This window comes from Microbacterium sp. NPDC091676 (assembly GCF_044756645.1).
Taxonomy (GTDB): Bacteria; Actinomycetota; Actinomycetes; order Actinomycetales; family Microbacteriaceae; genus Microbacterium; species Microbacterium paraoxydans_D.
Genome location: NZ_JBIVTI010000001.1, coordinates 1,078,165 through 1,094,145 on the forward strand (window position 1 = coordinate 1,078,165; position 15,981 = coordinate 1,094,145).

A 15,981-nucleotide genomic window follows, 5' to 3' on the forward strand; every position below is an offset into this window, starting at 1 on the left:
TCGGAGCGGGGCCCCGCGCCTGTGGCACACGAGACGGCGTGGCTCCGTTTACGAGGCGATCGCGAGGTCGCCGGACAGGCATCTGAACACAGTGACAAGTTTCGCCGAACTCGGCATCGACCAGGACATCGTCGACGCACTGGCAGCGAAGGGCATCGTCGATGCCTTCCCGATCCAGGAGCAGACCATCCCCCTCGGCCTCCCCGGCCAGGACATCATCGGACAGGCCAAGACCGGAACCGGCAAGACCTTCGGCTTCGGCATCCCGGTCGTGCAGCGCCTCGGCAAGGACCCGGAGCCGGGCGTCAAGGCCCTCATCGTCGTCCCCACCCGCGAGCTCGCGGTGCAGGTCTACGAGGACATCGACCTCCTCACGAGCAACCGCTCCACGAGCGTCGTCGCCATCTACGGCGGCAAGGCCTACGAGGGACAGATCGACCAGCTCAAGGCCGGCGCGCAGATCGTCGTCGGCACGCCGGGTCGTCTCATCGACCTCGCCGGCCAGCGCCTGCTCGACCTCTCGAACGCGGCCGAGGTCGTGCTCGACGAGGCCGACAAGATGCTCGACCTCGGCTTCCTCGCCGACATCGAGAAGATCTTCCAGAAGGTGCCGGCGGTGCGGCACACCCAGCTCTTCTCGGCGACCATGCCCGGTCCGATCGTCGCGCTCGCGCGGCGGTTCATGACCAACCCCATCCACATCCGCGCGAACGACCCCGACGAGGGCCTGACGCAGGCGAACATCAAGCACCTCGTCTACCGCGCGCACTCGCTCGACAAGGACGAGGTCATCGCCCGCATCCTGCAGGCCGAAGGGCGCGGCAAGACCGTGATCTTCACGCGGACGAAGCGTGCGGCGCAGCGACTCGTCGACGAGCTCACCGACCGCGGCTTCAACGTGGGCGGCGTGCACGGCGACATGGGTCAGGACCAGCGCGAGCGCTCCATGGCCGCGTTCAAGGCCGGCAAGAAGGACGTGCTCGTGGCGACCGATGTCGCCGCGCGCGGCATCGACGTTGATGACGTCACGCACGTCATCAACCACACGATCCCCGACGAGGAGAAGACGTACCTGCACCGCGCCGGACGCACCGGCCGCGCGGGGAAGACCGGCATCGCCGTCACCTTCGTCGACTGGGAGGACCTGCACAAGTGGGCCCTCATCAACCGTGCCCTCGAGTTCGGCCAGCCCGAGCCCATCGAGACCTACTCCTCGAGCCCGCACCTCTACACCGACCTCGACATCCCCGAGGGGACGAAGGGCCGGCTCGTGAGCGCGCCGAAGAAGGAGGCGGTCAAGACCGAGCGCACCCGTCGTCCGGAGCGCGCCGCGGATGCCGCCGCCGAAGGCACCGCGGAGGGCGGCACGCGCCGCCGTCGCCGCCGCCGCACGGGTTCCACGCCCGTCGGCTCGACCTTCGCCGAAGGGGCGGCCGAGCGAGGGTCCGCCGAGGGCTCGACCGCGCAGGCCGCCGACCGCGGCGCCGAGGGCGCCGGCACGCACGACGGCGCCGGCAAGGAACACCACGACGGCAAGCCCGCTCCCGCGCGTCGCCGCCGTCGTCGTCGCGGCGGCTCCGGCACCGGAGCGGCACCCGTCACGGGCGCCTGATCCGCATCATCGTCGTCCGAGGGGCGCCGCACGGTCTTCCGTGCGGCGCCCTTCGTCGTGCAGGAGCGCGGCCGGGACCTGCGGCGGGTAGACCCAGGCGACGAGCACGACGGAGATGATCATCAGGAGGAACCAGGAGCTCAGCTTGCTCAGCGACACCGGCTGCCACCCCGCCGCCTGATCCGGGTAGGCCCAGGCGCCCGCCCATGTGCCGATGTTCTCGGCGAGGTAGATGAACACCGCGACGCCGGCGAACACGACCAGGAGCGGCAGCCGGATCGTGCGGCGCCACACGCGGGCGTGCAGGACCGTGGGCAGCCACAGCACCACCACGGCCGCGAGGAGCACCCACCGCGCGTCCCACCACCAGTGGTGGGTGAAGAAGTTGACGTAGATGGCGGCCGCCAGCACGGCCGTCATCCACCGCCGCGGGTAGCGGGTGAACCCGAGGTCGAACAGGCGGTACACCCGCACCATGTAGGAGCCGACCGCCGCGTACATGAAGCCGCTGAACAGCGGGACGCCGCCGATGCGCAGGATGCCGTCCGCGGCATACGCCCAGGAGCCGACATCGGTCTTGAACAGCTCCATCGCGGTGCCGGTGATGTGGAAGAGCACGATCACCCAGAGCTCCCGTCCGCTCTCGAGACGGAACACGAGCATCGCCACCTGGATCAGGACGGCCGCGATCGTCAGGGCGTCGTTGCGGGCGAGCGCCGCCTCGTCGGGATACCAGAGCCGGGCTGCGATGATCACCACCAGGAGAGCCGCCCCGAACACGCACGCCCACGCCTGCTTCAGCACGAACACGACGAACTCGGCGAGCCCGGCGCGGAAGCCCGAGGTCGGCACCGCACGGAGCATTCGGCGAGCGGTCGCGTCGACGCGGCGCTCCAGGGAGGTGGCACGTTGCATGCCTCGGACCGTAGCGGTCGGGATCGACAGAACGCCGGGAGACCGCCGACAGTCCGCCGGGCTCAGGGGCGCCGCGGCGGGGTGCCCGTGGCGCGGTCGATGATCCGGGCGACCATGTCCTCCGCCGTGGTGTTCTCCCCCGGCACGTTCGGCTTTCCGGTGCCGTGGTAGTCGCTGGACCCGGTGACGATGAGGTCGTGCCGGGCCGCCAGCTCGCGCAGCAACCGTCTGCCGGCCGCAGTGTTCTCCCGGTGGTCCACCTCGAACCCGGACAGTCCCGCGTCGATGAGCCGCTCGATGTACGGAATCGGCATCATCCGGTCCCGGCCGGCCGTGACCGGATGGGCGATGATCGCCACACCTCCCGCCTGGGTGATCAGTCGCACGGCGGTCAGCGGGTCCGGGGCGTAGTGCGGCTCGTAGTACCCCTCCCGCGGGTGGAGGATGCCGTCGAAGGCCTCGCCCCGATCTCGCACGATGCCGCGCGCCACCAGCGCGTCGGCGATGTGAGGGCGGCCGACCGTCGCGTCGAGCGTCGTCTGGGCGAGGACGTCGTCCCAGTGCAGGTCGTAGTCGCGGCCGATGTTGCGGACGATGCGCTCCGCACGTCCGATCCGGTCGTTCCGGATCCGGTCGGTCTCGGCCCGCAGCGCCGCATCCTCCGGATCGAAGAGGTACCCGAGCACGTGCACGCTGCGCCATTCGTGCTTGGCGGAGAGCTCCATCCCGGGGAGGAAGGTCATGCCGAGGGCGACCGCGGCGTCCCCGGCCTCCGTCCAGCCGGTGGTGCGGTCGTGGTCCGTGAGCGCGGCGGTCCGCACGCCGTGCCGATGCGCCTGCCTCATGACCTCGGCCGGCGATTCGGTGCCGTCGGAGTGGTTGGAGTGCAGGTGCAGGTCGGCGGGACCGGCGGGCGGAACGGGCATCCTCCGAGCGTACCGAGCGCCGACGCCCGCGGCGCGGATTCCGGGACCCCGATCGCGGCGACGGGCCGGTCACGAGGCAGGGACTTCACAGGCGGCGCTTCTAGGCTGGACGGGATGTTTCGACTCCTGGGGATCCTGCTGACCGTCCTGTTCGCGATCGCGACGGCGATCGTCGTGTGGCCGCAGTTCTTCCGCCTCGAGCAGACCTATCCGTTCGCTCAGCTCGTCGCCGCCCGCGGCCTCGTCCTCGGCGGCTTCCTGGTCATCGCGGTGCTGGCGCTGCTGCTCCTGCTCGCCCGACCGCTGCGCGGCTTCGCGGCGTCCGTCCTGATCGTCGCCCTGCTCGGTGCCGCCGCCACGGGCGTGATCGGGGCGACGCGGGGATTCGGCGTGGCCACCCTCCCCGACCGGACCGACACGAGCCTGCGGGTGCTCACCTGGAACACGGCCGGTGAGGCCGTGTCGGCCGAGCAGATCGCCCAGGAGATCCTGGAGCAGGAAGCCGACGTCGTGGCGCTGCCCGAGACCACCGAGGAGGTCGGCGAGCGGATCGCGCTCATGCTGCGCGAGCAGGGGCATCCGATGTGGGTGCACCACGTGCAGTTCCGCCCGGATGTGGAGGACGGCCCGCAGTCCTGGCAGACCACCGTGCTCGTGGCTCCGGAGCTCGGCGAGTACTCCGTCATCGAATCCTCCAAGGACGGCAGCAACAACACCGGATCGGTGCCGAGCGCCGTCCTCATGCCCATCGACGGGGACGGTCCGACGATCGTGGCCGTGCACGCCGTCGCGCCGCGCATGGAGGAGATGCAGCAGTGGCAGAGCGATCTGCAGTGGATCGCCGACCAGTGCCCCGCGGGCGACTTCATCCTCGCCGGTGACTTCAACGCGACCGTGGACCACATGGCCTCCCTCGGCATCGACGGCGGCGACATCGGGTATTGCCGTGACGTCGCCTCGCGGACCGGCAACGGGATGTCCGGCACCTGGCCGAGCTCTTTCCCTGCCCTCGCCGGCGCCCCCATCGACCACGTGATGGCGTCCGCCAACTGGCGCCCCACGGGGTCCGCCGTTCTGGAGGACGCCGGCGGAAGCGACCACCGCGCCCTCATCGTGCAGCTCGAGCCCGCCGGCTGACCACCCTCCGGACGTCCAGGTGAGAGACTGGACGGATGAGCACCGGTGAAAACGACACGATCGCCGACGAGACCGTCGAAGCCCCCGTCGAGAACAGCTCGACCAATCGCAAGCAGCCCTTCCCGCAGGGCTTCCTCGACACCATCTCCACCGGGTGGGCCGAGCGTCCGGAGACGCTGCCCACCCCGCGCCCCCAGGCTCCGTACGCCCAGCGCCGCCGCGCCGCCGTCTCGGCCGCGTTCCCCGGCAAGCGGCTCGTGATCCCGGCCGGCTCGCTGAAGCAGCGCAGCAACGACACGGACTACGTCTTCCGCGCGCACTCCGCCTTCGCGCACCTCACGGGCTGGGCGTCCGACGCGGAGCCGGACTCGGTGCTCGTCTTCGAGCCGACGGCTGACGGCCACGACATCACCCTGTACTTCCGCGAGCGCGCCGACCGCACGACGACCGAGTTCTACGCCGACGCCACGGTGGGCGAGTTCTGGATCGGGCCGCGCCCGTCGCTGGCCGGCGTCGCCGCCGATCTGCAGGTGGCCACGGCGCACCTGCACGAGTTCGCCCCGGTCGACGGGGAGCTCGTGCTCGAGGAGGACGAAGCCCTCACCCGCTTCGTCTCCGAGCTGCGCCTCATCAAGGACGACTTCGAGATCGCGGAGATGCGCCGCGCCGTGGAGATCACGGCACAGGGATTCGACGACATCATCCGCGAGCTCCCCGCCGCCGTCGCGCATGCCCGCGGCGAGCGCGTGGTCGAGGGCGTCTTCCATCGCCGCGCCCGCGAGGACGGCAACGGCGAGGGCTACGACACGATCGCCGCGTCCGGACCGCACGCCTGCTACCTGCACTGGACGCGCAACGACGGCACGGTCGTCCCCGGCGACCTCATCCTCGTCGACGCGGGCGTCGAGGCGGACAGCCTCTACACCGCCGACATCACCCGCACGCTGCCGGTGTCCGGGACGTTCACGGACGTGCAGCGCCGCGTCTACGAGACCGTGCGGGAGGCCGCCGACGCGGCCTTCGCGGCGGCGAAGGTCGGCGTCCGCTTCCGCGACGTGCACGCGGCGGCCATGACCGTCATCGCGGCTCGGACGGCGGAGTGGGGGCTGCTCCCGGTCACCGCCGAGGAAGCCCTGGATGCGGACAAGGGCGGCCAGCACCGCCGCTACATGGTGCACGGCACGTCGCATCACCTCGGGATCGACGTGCACGACTGCGCGCAGGCACGCCGCGAGATGTACTACGACGGCATCCTCGCGCCGGGCATGGTCTTCACGATCGAACCGGGACTGTACTTCCAGATCGACGACCTCACGGTTCCCGCGGAGCTGCGCGGGATCGGCGTCCGCATCGAGGACGACATCCTGATGACCGAGGACGGCCCGGTCAACCTGTCCGGTGACATCCCGCGCACGGCCGACGAGGTCGAGGCGTGGATGGCCCGTCTGCAGGGCTGACGACGGCGGGAGCGGGGCGGCGGCCCCGCTCAGCCCCGTCGCGCGCTGACGAAGGCCTCGACCACGGGCGCGAGATCCGCGCCGACCTCCGCGGGTGGCCGCCGCCGGCCCTTCACCTCGAAGGAGTGGCCGCCGCCCTCGACCCAGTGCACCCGTGCGTCCTGACACGACGCGACGGCTTCCTCGAGCTGCGCGATCGGCTGGATGAACGGGTCCGCCGTGCCCTCCACGAACAGCTGCGGGACGGCGATGGCGGGCAGATGAGCGATCCGCGGCTTGTCCGGGCGCCCCGGCGGATGGAGCGGGTAGCCGAGGTAGACGAGACCGTCCACGGCCAGGCCCTCCGCGACGGCCAGGGACGCCATGCGCCCGCCGTAGGACTTCCCGGTCGCCCACACCGCGGCCCGTGGTGCCCGCACGCGCGCCTCGGCGACCGCGGCCTCCCACGTCGCGACGGCGTGCGCGGCGGGACCGGGCATCCGCCGCCCCTGCTCGGCGTACGGGAAGCTGAAGCGCAGCGTCGAGAAGCCGAGCCCGGCGAGGGCGTGGTCGAAGCCGACGAGGAAGGGGTGATCCTTCCCTGCGCCGGCCCCATGGGCGATCAGGACGACGTCGTCGCGGGAGCCCTGCATCCACTCGGCGGACACCGTGGTCGCGCCGGCGGGCAGCGCGACCTCGATGCGGAGGGCCGTGGGCTCCGTCGTCACCGCACGGATCCGGGGGTGCCGGTCTCCGGGTCGGCGGGCCGCGGCGGAACACCGGGCTCGGGAGCCGGAGCAGGCTCCGGAGCGGGAGCGGGTGCCGGAGCGGGCTCCGGAGCGGGAGCAGGCTCGGGAGCGGGGGCAGGCTCAGGAGCGGGCGCAGGCTCGGGAGTGGGCTCCGGAGCGGGAGCAGGCTCAGGGGCCGGAGCGGGAGCACCGGTCGGGATCCGCTCGCCGTACTTCGGCGGCTCGTCCAGGTTCACCGGAGGGCGCACCGGCGCGACCCGCTGCGCACCGAGGACCTGCCGCGCCTTCGCCAGCGATCCGGGCTGCACGGTCACCTCGTAGTGGTCCGCGGCGAACTGCGTCACGCTCGCGAAGTCCCGACGACGACGCACGATCGCGTAGGTGATGAGGCTCAGCAGCATGCCCACCGCGACGCCGATGAGGACGAAGCCGACGAACAGCTGGATCGGCACCTCGGGGTTGCCGAGGACGAGGATCGCCGACAGGAAGAGGCCGATGAGCACGCCGTTGATCGCTCCCGACCGCGCGGCGGCGGCGTAGCCGAGTCGTCCGGTCACCCGTTCGACCGTCCGCACACTCTGCCCGACGATCGCGATGTCGCGCGCGGGCACCTCTCCGGCGATCAGCTTCGACACCGCCTTCTGCGCGCTCTCGTAGTCGCGCATGGAGGCGACGATCTCACCGGTGTCCGTGCCGCTCGCGGGGCGATTCAGCATGCTCATCCGGCTATTCTTCCACGTCGCGCCCCGCCGCCGGCCGAGCGACCGCCGCGACCGCCGGGCCGGCACGCCGCGGGCTACGCTGGTCGGGTGAGCACACAACGGGTTTTCGCCGCGCGCCTGGCAGGGTGCGCCGTCTTCGATCCCGTCGGCGACCGGCTCGGCAAGGTCCGGGATGTCGTCGTCGTGTATCGAAGTACCGCGGCCCCGCGAGTGATCGGACTGGTCGTGGAGATCCCCGGCCGCCGCCACGTGTTCCTCTCGATCGGCCGGGTCACGTCGATCCGGTCCGGTCAGGTCATCACCACGGGCCTCATCAACGTGCGCCGCTTCTCCCCGCGCGCGGGCGAGGTGCGCGTCCTCGCCGAGATGCTGGGCCGACGCGTGAGCCTGACCGACGGCAGCGGCACCGCCGTCATCGAGGACGTGGCCATCGAGCCCAACCGGCTCGGCGAGTGGGCGATCAGCCAGCTCTTCCTGCGCCGGCCGAAGACCGGGGCGTCGCCGTTCGCCAAGGGCCCGACGACGTTCGCCGCCTGGAGCGAGGTCACCGAGGAGCAGGCGCCGGGCGAGTCGCAGTCCGCCGAGCAGCTCGTCGCCTCCTACTCCGAGCTGCACGCCGCGGACCTCGCTAACACGCTCCTCGACCTCCCGCAGCAGCGGATGATCGAGGTCGCGGAGGAGCTCTCCGACGACCGCCTCGCCGACGCCCTCGAGGAGATGCCGGAGGACGAGCAGGTGCACATCCTCGACCGCCTCGGCGAGGAGCGCGCGGCCGACATCCTCGATCAGATGGAACCGGACGACGCCGCCGACCTCCTCGCCCAGCTCCCGCCGACCCAGCTGGAGCAGCTGCTCCAGCGGATGGAGCCGGAGCGCGCCGAGGACGTGCGGATGCTGCTGCGCTACGGCCCCGACACGGCCGGCGGTCTGATGACTCCGGAGCCGATCATCCTGTCCGCCGACGCCACGGTCGCGGAGGCGCTCGCGCTCATCCGCCGTCATGAGCTGCACCCGGCCCTCGCCGCGGCCGTGTTCGTGACGCTCCCGCCGTTCGAGACGCCGACGGGCCGCCTCCTCGGGCTCGTGCACTTCCAGCGGATGCTGCGCTACCCGCCGCACGAGCGGCTCGGCGCCATCCTCGACGACAGCCTCGAACCGGTGCCCGTCACCGCCTCCGCGGCCGAGGTCGCCCGCATGCTCGCCAGCTACGACCTCGTCTCGCTGCCCGTGATCGACGCGGCCCACCGCCTCGTCGGCGCGATCAGCATCGACGACGTGCTCGACTACCTGCTGCCGGACGACTGGCGCACGCACGACAGCGACGACGTCGCCCCGCCCGTGACGGAGGCGCGCTGATGGCACGCAAGGAGCGGGCCGCCCGCCTCGACGCGCCGGGACGGACGAGCACCCGCCCCCGGTCGACCTCGCGCGACCGCTTCGGTCGCTTCACGGAGTGGGTCGCCCGCGCGATGGGCACCCCGGCGTTCCTCGTCATCCTCAGTCTCTTCTGCATCCTCTGGATCGGCTGGAACACGCTGATGCCGCACGAGGTGCGCTTCGACGACGCCGCACTCGGCTTCACCGCGCTCACCCTGATGCTGTCGCTGCAGGCCTCGTACGCCGCGCCGCTCATCCTCCTCGCGCAGAACCGCCAGGACGACCGCGACCGCGTGCAGATCGAGCAGGACCGGCAGCGCGCCGAGCGGAACCTCGCGGACACCGAGTACCTCGCCCGCGAGATCGTCGCGCTGCGGATGTCGCTGGAGGAGCGCAACGCGCAGGTGGTCACCCGCGACGTGCTGCGGCAGGAGCTCCGTGCCCTGCTGGCCGAGCTGGGCGACGCCGAGGAGAAGCCCGCGGGCGGCATCGCCTCATGACCGCGGCCGAGAACGTCAGGGCCGCGGTGGCGGCGGTGACCGATCCGGAGCTGCGGCGGCCGATCGGCGACCTCGACATGGTGCGCGACATCTCGGTCGAGGACGGGGTGGCGCGTGTGGGCATCGTGCTGACGATCGTCGGGTGCCCCGCCGCCGACCGCATCGAGCGCGACGTGCGCGGTGCCGCGGCCGCGGTTCCCGGGGTCACGGACGTCGAGGTCGAGGTGGGCGTGATGACCCCGGCCGAGCGCAAGGCGCTCACCGAGCGGCTCCGCGCCGGTCGACCGCCGCGGCACATGCCCTTCGGGCCCGATTCCCTCACCCGCGTGATCCTCGTCTCCAGCGGCAAGGGCGGCGTCGGCAAGTCGACGGTCACCGCGAACCTCGCGGTCGCCCTCGCCGACCAGGGGCTCGCCGTCGGCCTGGTGGATGCGGACGTGCACGGCTTCTCGATCCCGGGGCTGCTCGGCATCCCCGCCGGCACGCAGCCGACGCGCATCGACGACCTCATGCTGCCGCCGGTGGCCCACGGGGTGAAGACCATCTCGATCGGGATGTTCCTGCGCGACGGGGAGTCCGTGGTGGCCTGGCGCGGACCGATGCTGCACCGCACCGTCTCGCAGTTCCTCACCGACGTCTTCTTCGGCGACCTCGACGTCCTGCTCATCGACATGCCGCCGGGTACCGGGGACATCGCCATCTCGATCGGGCAGCTCCTCCCCCACGCCGAGGTGCTCGTGGTCACCACGCCCCAGGCGGCGGCCTCCGATGTGGCCATCCGCAGCGGACTCGTGGCGCGCCAGACCGGTCAGCGCGTGATCGGCGTGATCGAGAACATGTCCGCGTACACCCTCCCCGACGGCACCGTGGTCGACCTGTTCGGTGCGGGCGGCGGCGCGGCGGTCGCGGAGGCCCTGTCCGAACCCGACGCGCCGGTGCCGCTGCTGGCCTCCATCCCGCTCAGTCCGGCGCTCCGTCAGGGCGGGGACGAGGGCGTCCCGGTCGTCACCTCTGCGCCGGACGACGCCGCCGCGCAGGCGATCCGCACGATGGCCGCCGGCCTCGCCCGACGGGGCCGTGGCCTCGCCGGCCGCTCGCTGCCGATGTCGATCGGATGAGTGCGCGTGGGAGGATGGACGGATGCCGCACCGCTCCGTGACCGTGGATGAAGGACTGCAGCGGAGGATGGCACGCGACGCCGCCGTCTATGCGCTGACCCGCCCCGTCGCGATCGTGATGTGGGTCGCCCTGGCCGCGGGACTCGTCCTCTCCGTCTTCACGCTCAACGACCTCCTCTCCACGGGTGCGGAGGTGAGCGCGCTCGTCGCCTGGATGCCTGCCGTCACGGTGGGGCTGGGCGCGTACGCGGTGCTCCTGACCACCTCGAGCGCGCGCAGGGCCGTCCGCGCCGCGATGCCGGTGGAGAGCGTCGTCTGGGTCGCTCTCGAGGACGATCGGCTGCAGCTGGGAAGCGATCGGCGCCGGTCCGAGATCCCGTACGGCACCTTCCAGAGCCTCCGCGTCGGCAGGGACGCCGTGATCTTCAAGGTACGCGACGCCTCGGTCGCCACCGCCATCCCGCGCTCGCTGTTCAGCGACGAGGAGCTGGCGACGTTGCGGGCCCGGATCTCCTGAACGGACGACTCAGGTCGCCTCGGTGTCGAACGGCGGACGGTTCTCCGCGCTGAAGGTCGGCGGCGCGGTACGAGGGGCCACCGGCTCCGCGATCGTCGCCGTCGCCTGCGCGGGGGTCGCGGGCTCCGGCTCCTCCAGGAGCGCGTCGCGGATGATGCGCCGGGGGTCGTACTGCCGCGGGTCGAGCTTGCGCCAGTCCACGTCGTCGAGTTCCGGCCCCATCTCCTCGCGGACGCGGGACTTCGTGTCGCGGATGTACTCGCCGGCCTTGCGCACGATGCTCGCGAAGGCCTCCGCGGCACGCGGCAGACGCTCGGGGCCGATGATCAGCACCGCGATCAGGCCGATGAGCAGCAGCTTCTCGAAGGTGAGGCCGAACGTCATGTGACCAGGCTACCGCCGCGCCTGCGGGCTCTGCGCGCGCTGAGCGAATACCCTGGACACATCAGCCATGCACGCAGGGAGAGGCAGGTCATGAGCGAGCACGACGCCAACGCGCGCTTCCTTCGCGAGTCCATCGTCGAGCCGGAGACCATCGCCCGCGCTCGCGCCCACGCCGTGGAGCTGGGGGCGGCCCCGATCAGCACGGTCGTCGGCTCGCAGATCGCCGTGCTCGCCGCCGCCGGGACGGCCCGCTCCATCGTCGAGATCGGAACCGGCGCCGGCGTCTCCGGACTCTGGCTGCTGCGCGGGGCCCCGAACGCGGTGCTGACCTCGATCGACAACGAGCCCGAGCACCTCGCCGCCGCCCGCCAGGCGTTCGCGGACGCGAAGGTGCCCGCCACCCGTGCGCGGTTCATCGCCGGACGCGCGATCGATGTGCTCCCCCGCATGAACGAGGCGTCGTACGACATCGTCCTCGTGGACGCCGACCCCGAGAACGTCATCGAGTACGTCTCGCACGGACTCCGTCTCGCCCGCACCGGCGGCCTGGTGCTCGTGCCCCGCATCCTCGCCGGGGGCCGCGTGGCCGACCCTGTGCAGCGCGACGACATCACCTCCGCCTATCGATCGCTGGTGCAGGAGACGCAGGAGTCGTCCGCCGTGCTGGCGACCGTCTCACCCGCCGGCGAGGGTCTGCTGCAGCTGATCCGCCTCGACGACCGCTCCTGATCCCGGGCCGCCGACGCGAAGAGGGCGAGGGATCCGCGGATCCCTCGCCCTCTTCGGTCGCGTTGCAGCGGACCAGGTCCGATCAGGCCGGGGCCACGACGGCACCGAGCACGTCGTGAAGCTCCTTGGCCTCGGCGTCGTTCACGGAGACGACCAGGCGGCCTCCTCCTTCGAGCGGAACACGCACGATGATGAGTCGTCCCTCTTTCACGGCCTCCATGGGTCCGTCTCCGGTCCTCGGCTTCATCGCTGCCATCGTGGCTCCCTTTCCTCCGGTGGTATGGGACGAGTTTATCGGGTGCGACCGCGCCGTGGACGTCACGGGGACACAATCCGGTCCGCCGCGTCGTCAGGGCACCTGCCAGAACGTGCTGCCGAGGGCGTAGACGTGATAGATCCAGACCCACTGGCCGGCCAGGCACAGTGCCAGCGCCCCCAGCCGCCACGCTCGTGAGCGGGGCACAGCGACCGCTCCCCACGCGGGGCTGAGTGGCAGCAGCAGGCGGAACGTGCTCGACTGCGGGAAGAACACCGCGAGCAGGTAGAGCAGGTAGCTCGCGCTCCAGAGACGCAGGTCGGGGCCGAGCGCCCGCACCTGCGGGGACAGCAGCAGCGCGGCGGCCGCCGCGACCACGAGCACGATGAGGGCGACCGGACCCCAGCCCGGCGGCACCCCCCACAGTCCGAACCAGAACTGCGATGCCTGCACCCAGCCCTCGAAGGGCACGAAGCCGTCGACGCCCCCGGCGATCCAGTGTCGTCGCCAGGCGAGCTCGGTGGCGAGGTAGGCGCCGGGATCGCCGGTCACGACACCGGCGATGAGCTGCCAGGCGAACCCGGTGGCCGTCGCGAGCGCGCCGAGGGCGACGATGTGCACGACCTCCCTGGCGCCCAGCGGATCGGTGCGGCGATGCCTCCAGCGGAGGATGCCGTGCAGGCCGAGGTACAGGGCGAAGGCGAGCACGCCGGGACGGGTGAACCCCAGCACCGGGATGAGCACGTACAGCCAGACGTAGTTCCGGCGGATCGTCGCGTCCAGAGCGAGGAAGAGCAGCAGCAGGAAGAGCGTCTCCGCGTATCCCACCTGGAACAGGGCGGCCAGCGGTCCGGAGGCGAAGAAGACCACGGCCCACAGTGCCGCGCCGTTCCCGATGCGGTCGCGGAGCAGACGATGCAGCGCGAGACAGGCCAGGTAGCCGGCTCCGAGCGAGAGCACGAGGGCCCCGGCGCCCCAGGAGCCGAACACGAAGCCCAGCGCCTTGGCGGCGTACGCGAACACGGGCATGAACGCCCAGGCGTTCTCGGCCACCTGCCCGTCGTCGGTCAGCGGGAGGTCGGTGGGATAGCCGTGCACCGCCACCTGCCAGTACCACTGCGCATCCCACCCGAGGACGAAGTCCACGAGCCCGGCGTCGCCGCCGAAGCGCGAGAACACCGTGGACAGGGAGGCCGCGGCGATGAGGAATCCGGTCGTCACGACCCGTGCGAGGACGTAGACGATGCCGATGCGCAGAGCCGGCGGCATCCGCGCCCAGCGCCGTGCGAGCGTCAGTGCGACGTGAGCCATGCGCGCAGACCCCGCTCGACGGCGTCGATCTGGGCGAGCGGCACGCGCTCCTCGTCGTGATGGGCGAGGTGCGGGTCGCCGGGCCCGTAGTTCACGGCCGGGATGCCGAGTGCCGAGAAGCGGGCCACGTCGGTCCACCCGTACTTCGGCTGCGGTTCCGCGCCGACCGCCGCGACGAAGCGACGGGCGATGTCGGCGTCCAGCCCGGGGCGCGCACCCTCGGCGGCGTCCGTGATCTCGACGTCGAATCCGGCGAGGACTGCCCGGACGTGGGCCTCGGCGTCGGCCGCGGACTTGTTCGGCGCGAAGCGGTAGTTGACCTCGACCTCGCAGGCGTCCGGGATGACGTTGCCGGCGACCCCTCCCGCGATGCGGACCGCGCTGAGCCCCTCCCGGTAGAGCAGGCCCTCGACCATCACCTCGCGCGCCCGGTACTCGGACAGCCGGGTGAGGATGGGGGCCGCGCGATGGATCGCGTTCTCGCCGATCCAGGCCCTGGCACTGTGCGCGCGGACGCCCGTGGTCCGCACGATCGCCCGCAGCGTGCCGTTGCATCCGCCTTCGACCTGACCGTTCGACGGCTCTCCGAGGATGGCGAAGTCGGCCTGGAAGAGGTCGGGCCGTGCCGCGGCGAGAAGCCCGAGGCCGTTCAAGGACGCCGCGACCTCCTCGTTGTCGTACCACATCCAGGTCACGTCGATCGCGGGGTCGGTGAGCTCGGCGGCCAGCTTGAGCTGCACCGCGACCCCGGCCTTCATGTCGACGGTGCCCCTTCCCCACAGATGCGGCACGCCGTCGATCTCGATGTCGCGCGTGGGCAGGTTGTCGTTGAGGGGCACGGTGTCGATGTGCCCGGCGATCGCGACGCGCTGCGCCCGACCGAGATCCGTGCGGGCGACGACCGTGTTGCCGTGTCGGATGACCTCCAGGTGCGGCAGACCGGACACCGCCTCCTCGATCAGGTCGGCGAGTGTCCTCTCGTCGCCGGAGACACTCGGGACGTCGCAGATCGCGCGGGTGATGTCGGCGGAGGACGCGGTCAGATCGAGCACCATGCCCCCAGCCTACTGATGCCCGTCATGCGGGACGGGACACCGTCGTCGGCGCGATACCGTGGAGGCATGAGCGACGCACGATCTGTCTGGGGACTCGGCCTGACGACCACCGCGAGCGACGGCACGGTCCTCGACGCGTGGTACCCGGAGGTCCGCTCGTCCGCGCCGTCCGAGACCGAGGTCGCCGCCGCGCGCACCGCGCTCGACGCACAGACCGGTCAGGACGAGCGCCGCGACGTCACCCTCGCGGTGGTCGAGCTCACGATCGACCTTAACGCGGCCCCGACCTCCACCGCGGACGCCTATCTGCGCCTGCACGCGCTGTCGCACCTGCTCGTGCGGCCGAACGCCCTCAACCTCGACGGCATCTTCGGTCACCTGCCGAACGTCGCCTGGACCAATGCCGGCCCGCTGCTCCCCGCCGATGCCGTGCGTCTGCGTCCGCAGCTCCAGCGCGCCGGGATCCAGATCCAGGGCCTGGACAAGTTCCCTCGTCTCACCGACTACGTGCAGCCCGCCGGGGTGCGCATCGCCGACGCCTCGCGCGTGAGGCTCGGCGCCCACCTCTCCCCCGGCACCACGGTCATGCACGAGGGCTTCGTCAACTTCAACGCCGGCACCCTCGGCGCCTCGATGGTCGAGGGGCGCATCTCGCAGGGCGTCGTGGTCGGCGACGGCAGCGACATCGGCGGCGGCGCCTCGATCATGGGCACGCTCTCCGGCGGCGGGTCGCATCGCGTGTCGATCGGCGCCCGCACGCTTCTGGGCGCGAACGCCGGCATCGGCATCTCCCTCGGCGACGACTGCGTCGTGGAGGCCGGGCTCTACGTCACCGCCGGGACGAAGATCGTGCTCGCCGACGGTCCTGCGACGGCCGATGGCGGCCGCAAGACCGTCAAGGGCGCCGACCTCTCGGGTCAGGACGGCCTGCTCTTCCGTCGCAACTCGCTCACGGGTGCCGTCGAGGCCGTCCGTCGGGCCGGCGTCGGCGTCACGCTCAACGAGGCGCTCCACGCCTGACAGCCCACCTGCAGCCTTCGACCGGTCTCCGCTGGTAGACTGGTTCCGTTGCCCGCGCCGCCGGCCGGTCAGCATCGTCGTCGTCTAGGGGTCTCCGAGGACCGAAGCGAGCGCCCGCGCTCCCCTCTCCAGCCCGAACTGGCCATTCGCACGGCGAACGGACGCGCACTCGCTGCGTCTTCGCCCACCTCACCCCACTATCCCGCGCCGTTCTCGT

General features: G+C 71.7%; 17 protein-coding genes. 9 read left to right on the forward strand and 8 right to left on the reverse strand.

Annotated features, from left to right (window positions below; genetic code table 11):
- Positions 1–91: 91 nt before the first annotated feature.
- Positions 92–1,612 carry a DEAD/DEAH box helicase gene (locus tag ACIQID_RS05360; protein WP_400282649.1) on the forward strand — a complete coding sequence of 507 codons (1,521 nt, stop codon included), beginning with the start codon at positions 92–94 and terminating at the stop codon, positions 1,610–1,612.
- A 6-nt stretch (positions 1,613–1,618) separates the two neighbouring features.
- Here ACIQID_RS05360 and ACIQID_RS05365 read toward each other — a convergent pair whose 3' ends face one another.
- Positions 1,619–2,527, reverse strand: a complete 909-nt coding sequence (locus tag ACIQID_RS05365; RefSeq protein WP_400282652.1) for a DUF817 domain-containing protein — start codon at positions 2,525–2,527, stop codon at positions 1,619–1,621.
- A gap of 62 nt (positions 2,528–2,589) precedes the next feature.
- The gene (locus tag ACIQID_RS05370; protein WP_400282654.1) at positions 2,590–3,453 is read right to left on the reverse strand and encodes a PHP domain-containing protein; all 864 of its coding nucleotides are present in this window, start codon (positions 3,451–3,453) and stop codon (positions 2,590–2,592) included.
- 114 nt (positions 3,454–3,567) lie between these two features.
- Here ACIQID_RS05370 and ACIQID_RS05375 point away from each other — a divergent pair, with 114 nt between their 5' ends.
- Positions 3,568–4,590 (forward strand): endonuclease/exonuclease/phosphatase family protein, encoded by a 1,023-nt coding sequence (locus ACIQID_RS05375; protein ID WP_312673179.1) that lies wholly within the window; start codon positions 3,568–3,570, stop codon positions 4,588–4,590.
- Between the two features lie 35 nt (positions 4,591–4,625).
- Positions 4,626–6,047, forward strand: a complete 1,422-nt coding sequence (locus ACIQID_RS05380; protein ID WP_400282657.1) for an aminopeptidase P family protein — start codon at positions 4,626–4,628, stop codon at positions 6,045–6,047.
- A 29-nt stretch (positions 6,048–6,076) separates the two neighbouring features.
- On the opposite strand, the gene ACIQID_RS05385 is transcribed toward ACIQID_RS05380, so the two are convergent.
- Entirely contained in the window at positions 6,077–6,754 is a 678-nt protein-coding gene (locus ACIQID_RS05385; RefSeq protein WP_396654616.1) for an alpha/beta family hydrolase, read from the reverse strand.
- Positions 6,751–7,497, reverse strand: coding sequence for a general stress protein (locus tag ACIQID_RS05390; RefSeq protein ID WP_312673181.1), 747 nt, complete (start codon positions 7,495–7,497; stop codon positions 6,751–6,753). The genes ACIQID_RS05385 and ACIQID_RS05390 overlap by 4 nt, the downstream gene beginning before the upstream one ends.
- Positions 7,498–7,584: 87 nt before the next feature.
- Here ACIQID_RS05390 and ACIQID_RS05395 point away from each other — a divergent pair, with 87 nt between their 5' ends.
- The 4 genes from ACIQID_RS05395 to ACIQID_RS05410 are packed head-to-tail and all read left to right on the forward strand — an operon-like array spanning position 7,585 to position 11,009.
- Complete coding sequence (locus ACIQID_RS05395) at positions 7,585–8,853, forward strand: magnesium transporter MgtE N-terminal domain-containing protein (protein WP_136050643.1); 1,269 nt, start codon at positions 7,585–7,587, stop codon at positions 8,851–8,853.
- Positions 8,853–9,374, forward strand: a complete 522-nt coding sequence (locus ACIQID_RS05400) for a DUF1003 domain-containing protein (protein ID WP_312673182.1) — start codon at positions 8,853–8,855, stop codon at positions 9,372–9,374. The genes ACIQID_RS05395 and ACIQID_RS05400 overlap by 1 nt, the downstream gene beginning before the upstream one ends.
- The gene (locus ACIQID_RS05405; RefSeq protein WP_400282662.1) at positions 9,371–10,492 is read left to right on the forward strand and encodes an Mrp/NBP35 family ATP-binding protein; all 1,122 of its coding nucleotides are present in this window, start codon (positions 9,371–9,373) and stop codon (positions 10,490–10,492) included. Before ACIQID_RS05400 ends, ACIQID_RS05405 begins: the two co-directional genes overlap by 4 nt.
- Positions 10,493–10,514: 22 nt before the next feature.
- Positions 10,515–11,009: a YcxB family protein gene (locus ACIQID_RS05410; protein ID WP_312673184.1), complete on the forward strand. Its 495-nt coding sequence runs from the start codon at positions 10,515–10,517 to the stop codon at positions 11,007–11,009.
- Positions 11,010–11,018: 9 nt separating this feature from the next.
- Here ACIQID_RS05410 and ACIQID_RS05415 read toward each other — a convergent pair whose 3' ends face one another.
- The gene (locus tag ACIQID_RS05415) at positions 11,019–11,393 is read right to left on the reverse strand and encodes a twin-arginine translocase TatA/TatE family subunit (protein WP_060923136.1); all 375 of its coding nucleotides are present in this window, start codon (positions 11,391–11,393) and stop codon (positions 11,019–11,021) included.
- 90 nt (positions 11,394–11,483) lie between these two features.
- Here ACIQID_RS05415 and ACIQID_RS05420 point away from each other — a divergent pair, with 90 nt between their 5' ends.
- Complete coding sequence (locus ACIQID_RS05420) at positions 11,484–12,122, forward strand: class I SAM-dependent methyltransferase (RefSeq protein ID WP_312673186.1); 639 nt, start codon at positions 11,484–11,486, stop codon at positions 12,120–12,122.
- An 82-nt stretch (positions 12,123–12,204) separates the two neighbouring features.
- Here ACIQID_RS05420 and ACIQID_RS05425 read toward each other — a convergent pair whose 3' ends face one another.
- The 3 genes from ACIQID_RS05425 to dapE all read right to left on the reverse strand — a co-directional run bounded on the left by ACIQID_RS05425 (position 12,205) and on the right by dapE (position 14,744).
- Complete coding sequence (locus ACIQID_RS05425; RefSeq protein WP_071328210.1) at positions 12,205–12,378, reverse strand: DUF3117 domain-containing protein; 174 nt, start codon at positions 12,376–12,378, stop codon at positions 12,205–12,207.
- Between the two features lie 93 nt (positions 12,379–12,471).
- Entirely contained in the window at positions 12,472–13,689 is a 1,218-nt protein-coding gene (locus ACIQID_RS05430) for a hypothetical protein (protein WP_400282669.1), read from the reverse strand.
- Positions 13,671–14,744, reverse strand: a complete 1,074-nt coding sequence (gene dapE, locus ACIQID_RS05435; RefSeq protein WP_400282672.1) for a succinyl-diaminopimelate desuccinylase — start codon at positions 14,742–14,744, stop codon at positions 13,671–13,673. Before dapE ends, ACIQID_RS05430 begins: the two co-directional genes overlap by 19 nt.
- A gap of 66 nt (positions 14,745–14,810) precedes the next feature.
- Between dapE and dapD the strand changes: the two genes are divergently transcribed.
- Positions 14,811–15,764 (forward strand): 2,3,4,5-tetrahydropyridine-2,6-dicarboxylate N-succinyltransferase, encoded by a 954-nt coding sequence (dapD, locus tag ACIQID_RS05440; protein WP_400282675.1) that lies wholly within the window; start codon positions 14,811–14,813, stop codon positions 15,762–15,764.
- The last annotated feature ends 217 nt before the right edge of the window (positions 15,765–15,981 follow it).